The following is a 6,296-nucleotide window of genomic DNA, read 5'->3' as shown; positions in this document are numbered from 1 at the left end:
TTGTAGCGCTAAACCAGTTTTAGAGTTCAAATCTCTATCTCACCGCCACATTCAGAAAAGCCCGTTACGTTTTTAACGGGCTTTTTGCTTTTATAGTAAATGTAAAACCCGAAAGGGTTTGTAGCGCTAAACCAATCTTAGAGTTCAAATCTCTATCTCACCGCCACATTCTAAGAAACAGTAACTTTAACGAGTCACGGTTTTTTGGCCAAGTTGTTTGACCCCTTCAGCTATCTCTTTTTTATGTTAATTTTTTGTTGTAATGCTCTGTAATATTAATCAAATATTAACCATGTTAGATTTATTTTTTTGGATAAGAGTTAGGGGCTTTTTACCTAAGTTATTATAAGTATTACAAAAAAACCACTTTTACGGAAATAATATATAAGGCGTTAATTTTATGGAACTTACAATACACCCCTCTGTTGGAATATCTCGATTAGGTAACTCCTCTGAGTCTTTTTGTCTTTCACCCGAGGGAATTGGTCAACTCCCTTATGAAGCGGATGCTAATGGTAATAAACTGGGACCTATCATCGAGTTTAAGGACGAAAAAGGTCAAATTAAACGGCAGGGCCAAGTTTTCAAGCTGTATCAGCAAGATGGCGTAGAATTAACGCTTGATACTGCTCATGTTAAAGCAATTAACTGGACTGTTCACTTAGCCAATAAAAAAGCCGCATGGTACCAATACAATGAACTTGAAGGTAACTTGCTCTATGGTAAGGAAAATAGTTACGCTAATCAAAAAACACCATTACGTAATGCAACTAAGAAGACCTATGAAGAACGACAAAAACTAATTGTTGATCCGGGACCGCGAGAAATTAGCGGTTCACAACAGTCAGTGGGCTTTGACCAATGTACTCCTCCAGTACCCGCTAATTATCCTATATCTTATCCTAATGACAAAGTTACTTCTGGCAATGCAATATTAACATTGGGTGATCTAAAAACAGATGATCAAGGCCGTCTAATTGTGCTAGGTGGTTATGGTCATGCGGGAGGTGATGAGCCATTAATTAGTTATGGTGGATCAGATACTTGGCATGATGATATTGCCGACGGGCCGGTTTATTGTACGGTTGAATTTGATGATGGCCGAGATCCAGTGTCGTTACAAGCCTGGGTTGTGGTCGGCTCTCCTGATTTTGCACCCGAAATTGTGAATATTTCGAACCTTAGTGATAGTATGTTTGACGTAGCTGTTCGAAATTTTAATTTAGTTCCTGATATGTGTTTTGATGGGAAATATAACGAAGATTATAAAGCTAATTATCAAAGAGATATATTACCTATTGTCAAGAGATTCAGTCGTTATCAATGGGTTGCTAATGTTCAATCAATGGCTGCGTTTAGTGCAAATACATTTGATTATACCGACAACAGCGAGCAAAACAGAGCTAACCGTGAAAATTATTGTGCTTACTTCAGAGAGCCTGACGATAAGTCTAACCCGTCACCTCTGCAGCCCCAACAGATATTATTTAGGAATGATTTTCCAAAGATGCCATTAAATTCTGGCAGTAACTCGGTGAGTAACCAAACGATTGAGAAATTTGATGCTCTGAGCCAAACCCAACAGTTTTTACTCGGCCAATGGGCTAAAGGTCACTTTGAGTCAACGGAAATTTTTGAACTTTACAATGTTAACCCGCTAGACCAAGGAAGTGTTGGTAACTGTGTCGGTTTACCAATGTGTCCAGGGATTGAAGTTACTTGGAGTTTACAAAATCCAGCTATTTATTCTGCTCCTTATACAATATCAGATCAAAAGGGCCAAAATGGTTATAGTAATACAGGGCTATCTCCTTCACGTGACGAATGTGAAGGCGGTGGTTGCGAGCCTGGCGATTTAACCAAACGTATGGCGTGTCCTTGGCAAGCCGACTTCTTTCAATGTACCGTTCAAAACATCAACTTTACTAACCCAGAGAAAAATAAAATTAGTGGTCAACCCTTACCGCCAACTTATTATTCTTATTGGTGGCCGCCTCAAAGTCCGTGGGATGTTCTTGCCGGGGAAACAACTGTAGTTGGGCAAGCCGATTCGCATTTATCTGCAGGCGAACAAGTTAATTATCAAAGAGGAATTAATAGTTTTGTACAAATGGTAGAACATTGGTCAGCATTAGCATTTATTCGTGACCAAAACGCGCAAGATGCAGATTATCCATACTTCACAGAGACAGAGCGTAATAATGTATTGTTCTCTTATAAAGAAGTATCGACAGGCGAGTTTACCGGTAACCCTGAGGATAATGGTACAAGTATTCCGGTTTTTTATATTGAGTCTCAAACTGATAAAGTTAAAGCTCGAGGGCATCGCGCCGCATTAATGGTAGAAGCGATGGAAAGCAAAGCATTTAAAGCGATTAAAGTTGCCTATAATCATTCTCAACCACCTCGTTCTGGTCGTAGAGTTAGGAGATAACAAAAAATGGTTTCATCAACAATGGATACTGATGTGGCCATATTTGGCGCAGGCCCCGCAGGGGCTTGCACTGCTTTGAGCCTACTCAATTATACCGATTTGGACATCACCTTGATTGAACAATCTGACCTTAATAGGGAACGAATTGGTGAACACGTCACGGAAAGTATTTTTGATTTTATTGATTACCTAAAAATTGATGCCGAAGCCTTTGGTAACGACTGTTTTATTCCTAGCTTTGGTAGTACCTCTTATTGGGGATCAGATCTACCAGGAATTCGTAATTCAGTGTTCACAACACAGCAATCTACTTTTCAATTAAACCGAGAACTTTTTGATTTTCAGTTGCTGGAGAATATTGCAGACCGTAATGGTAAGGTAATACCTCGTACCCATTGCAAAAAAATAAGCAAGTTAGAAGATAACCGTTGGGAATTGAAATTATCTCATCCAACCCAAGGGGAATTTACTTTACGATCTCGTTTTATTGTTGATGCTAGCGGTCGTAATGCTAACATTAGCCGGCAACTTGGGCTAGGTAGCAAAAAAGTGGATGATTTGATGGCAGTAGGTCGCTTCTTTCAATGCACCAATGAGCAACAAAGAAAGCAGGAATATTTGATTGAAAGCACAGAACATGGATGGTGGTATGGTGCTTTGTTGCCAGGTAATCAATACAGTGTTTGCTTTTTTTCAGATGCGGATATAATCGCTGACCTTAAGTTAAATCAGCAAAGCCATTTTAATGCTTTGTTGGCCAAAACCAAACATATTAGAAAGCTAGTGGTAGGAACTAAAGTAATATCACCAAACCCTTGGGTGCGTAAAGCATACAGTCAAAATAATGCATTTGAAAGTTTGCCTAATTTCCTTGCAATCGGCGACGCTGCTTGTGCCTTTGATCCAATTTCATCTTTGGGTATTGGCTTTGCTTTATCATCGGGTTGTCATGCCGCTAAACTTATTGACGCGAATCTAAGTGAACCTAAGAATGATCAAGCACAACTTATCAATCAATTTCAAACTGATTTGCATAACCAATTTGATCATTATCTAACGCTTAGGCAGCAGATTTATCAACAAGAGAACCGTTGGAATGAAGCACCATTCTGGCTACGAAGACAATCCAATCATTAACTTTAGCTAAAGGGTAAGTATGCTATTAACCAAAAAACAATATTTACGCAAAGTTACACCTGCTATATTTACGGATAAATGGTTTTCTAAGTGAAGAATTTAAACCAGTCGCATTTCTCTTGCCAGATTCTAAGGAACTACATTATGCTATTGGCACAGAGAAAAATCCTAGCCCAAGAAGCTATTGTTTCCTTATCGGTTTAGTCGCGAATATAGCGCAGTTCATATTGTGCGGAGTTGCCTTAACTTAATAAATTAATCCAATAAGCCCACATAATATTGTGGGTTGTACCCAGTGTTCATCTTTGATTACCGCGTTATAAATTTATATTTTTTAGTTCAAGCTTAAATTAAAATTCGTTACGATATTAAATGAGATAATTTCGTCATAGAAATGTAAGTTATTTTTGTTAACCTTGTATTTAAGTTATCTTTGTTTTTATAAAATAAAAGCATTGATAATTAGCGTATGTTGTTATTCATAAATTTAATTTATTAGCTCATTAGGGAACTTATGTATCATTCAGCCTTGTTAAAAAATACCTCCTTCATAAACGGTAAATGGATATCAAGCAGTAATTCCTTTGACGTTATAAATCCTTTCAATAATCAAATTGTTGCAAAAGTAGCGGATGCTAATGCTAATAACGCAGAGCAAGCGGTAATTGCAGCAAAAAACGCATTAAAAACATGGTCAGCAAAATCAGCGCATGATCGCGCAATGATATTAAAAAAATGGTTTACGCTGATCATGGAAAACCAAGACGAATTAGCGACTATTTTAACGTTAGAGCAGGGTAAACCTCTAGCTGAAGCCAAAGGTGAAATAGCGTATGGTGCATCATTTATAGAATGGTTCGCCGAAGAAGGCAAACGCGTTTATGGTGATACTATTCAGGCGCCAAGTAGTGATAAACGTATTGTTGTTATTAAACAACCCGTTGGTGTTGTTGCGGCAATTACCCCGTGGAATTTTCCTAATGCAATGATTGCCCGCAAGGCTGCTGCAGCTTTAGCCGCCGGTTGCACCTTTGTAGTAAAGCCAGCAACGCTTACCCCCTTATCGGCTTTGGCTCTAGCCGAATTATCAGTACAAGCAGGCATACCAGCAGGGGTGTTTAATGTTGTTGTTGGTACTGATTCTCAACAAATGGGTGAAGTATTAACAACCCATAAGAGTATTGCTAAGTTTACTTTTACTGGCTCTACCGCGATTGGAAAAATTTTACTAAACCAATGCGCTTCAACAGTGAAAAAAGTTTCAATGGAACTTGGTGGTAATGCGCCATTTATTGTTTTTGATGATGCTGATATTGATGCCGCGGTAAAATCAGCGGTAACCTCTAAGTTTCGTAATGCCGGACAGACCTGTGTCTGTACCAATCGAATTTTAGTGCAATCGAGCATATTAGAAGAATTTACCACTAAATTTGTCAGCGCAGTGCAGTCATTAAAATTAGGTAGCGGCCTAGAAGAAAACATCAGTGTCGGGCCAATGATCACTAAATCGGCAACAACGGATGTAAAAAAATTGGTTATTGATTCTATAACTGCTGGAGCCGAGCTATTAACCGGAGGTGACTCTGAGTTGGGTAGTAATTTTTATCAAGCAACGGTATTGGCTAATGTGACCAATGATATGCCTATTGCCGCTAATGAAGTGTTTGGCCCAGTAGCGCCGATTATTGCCTTTAATACCGAGCAAGAAGCAATAGAAGTTGCCAATGATACCGAGTATGGCTTAGCCGCTTATTTTTATGCTCGTGATATTGGCCGAGTTTGGCGAGTAGCAGAAGCGCTAGAGTTTGGTATGGTTGGGATTAACGATAGTGCTATTTCTAACGCCGCCGCACCTTTTGGTGGTATTAAACAATCAGGTAATGGTAGAGAGGGCTCTAAATATGGACTTGATGATTACATGGAAATTAAATATTTAAGTATGGGAGGAATTTAATATAGTAACCAGCAGGTGAATAAATAATTGAATAAATTTACTTTATTAATTCCGTTAAACATTTGAGGTGTAGTTAGTTTATATTCTAAAATACGATTAAGACGATAAAGTTCAAGAATATTTTGATTGAAATCAGTCTTATTAATTATTGCACTAATTTTTATCTAAAAAAAATGATATGATTCGTTTAATTATTTAACAGAGCAAAAATAAGGGAAAAAAAGAAATGCGAATTAAATTAACACAAGAAATAAAATGCGGTCCTGATACTTGTTCAGTCGGTGAAGAATATGAGGCAGTTTTAATATTACCTCGTTCAACTACCGTTGAATTTGAAGTGCAATCAGGCAGAAAAGTTAGAGCTTTCAACTACGAATATACAAAAGTAGAAGTAGAAGCTGACGCATAATTAATACTTAATTGTATTTATTTTATGCTATATACCGAACGGGTTAATTTATTATATTAGTTATTTTAATAATTATTTTTCAATAAATTAACCCGTTTGGTATTTTAACTCTAAAGATAATTTTTGTATTGCTGCCACGATAAACTCCCTGCAACTTTTAGCTAATCAATATTCATCGTAAACCATCCTGTAAAGACCCGCTTTAAATAAGTGATTGCCTTGCTCTCATTTGCGTAAACTAATATAATGCGTTTTTTTTAAATACTTGTTATTTAACTGAAGTTTAGGATAGTTAGATTCTCTAACTATCGACGTTAACAATGTATTAAACTAATTAACAAATATAAAACGAAAAGCCCGTT

The 6,296-nt window shown here is 37.5% G+C and carries 4 protein-coding genes and 1 pseudogene; all 5 read left to right on the top strand.

The features are described 5' to 3' along the window. The first annotated feature begins 400 nt into the window (after window positions 1-400). Entirely contained in the window at window positions 401-2,434 is a 2,034-nt protein-coding gene (gene lodA, locus KO502_RS16830) for a CTQ-dependent lysine 6-oxidase LodA (RefSeq protein ID WP_216023736.1), read from the top strand. Window positions 2,435-2,440: 6 nt separating this feature from the next. Beyond that, on the top strand, window positions 2,441-3,571 hold the full coding sequence (lodB, locus tag KO502_RS16825; protein ID WP_216023735.1) for a lysine-epsilon-oxidase maturase LodB: 1,131 nt from the start codon (window positions 2,441-2,443) through the stop codon (window positions 3,569-3,571). Between the two features lie 137 nt (window positions 3,572-3,708). Continuing rightward, window positions 3,709-3,822: pseudogene (locus tag KO502_RS17155) on the top strand (MAPEG family protein); the annotation flags it as partial. A gap of 263 nt (window positions 3,823-4,085) precedes the next feature. Next, window positions 4,086-5,525, top strand: a complete 1,440-nt coding sequence (locus KO502_RS16820) for an NAD-dependent succinate-semialdehyde dehydrogenase (protein WP_216023734.1) — start codon at window positions 4,086-4,088, stop codon at window positions 5,523-5,525. A 226-nt stretch (window positions 5,526-5,751) separates the two neighbouring features. Beyond that, window positions 5,752-5,934, top strand: a complete 183-nt coding sequence (locus KO502_RS16815; protein WP_216023733.1) for a hypothetical protein — start codon at window positions 5,752-5,754, stop codon at window positions 5,932-5,934. Window positions 5,935-6,296 lie beyond the last annotated feature (362 nt).

Source organism: Colwellia sp. E2M01, assembly GCF_018860585.1.
In the GTDB taxonomy this organism is placed as follows: domain Bacteria; phylum Pseudomonadota; class Gammaproteobacteria; order Enterobacterales; family Alteromonadaceae; genus Colwellia.
This window is presented reverse-complemented; position numbering and strand designations above follow the sequence as displayed.

Bases quoted from the DNA above. Each gene is read 5' to 3' on its own strand.
- lodA (WP_216023736.1), top strand. From the start codon at position 401: ATGGAACTTACAATACACCCCTCTGTTGGAATATCTCGATTAGGTAAC.
- lodB (WP_216023735.1), top strand. From the start codon at position 2,441: ATGGTTTCATCAACAATGGATACTGATGTGGCCATATTTGGCGCAGGC.
- KO502_RS16820 (WP_216023734.1), top strand. From the start codon at position 4,086: ATGTATCATTCAGCCTTGTTAAAAAATACCTCCTTCATAAACGGTAAA.
- KO502_RS16815 (WP_216023733.1), top strand. From the start codon at position 5,752: ATGCGAATTAAATTAACACAAGAAATAAAATGCGGTCCTGATACTTGT.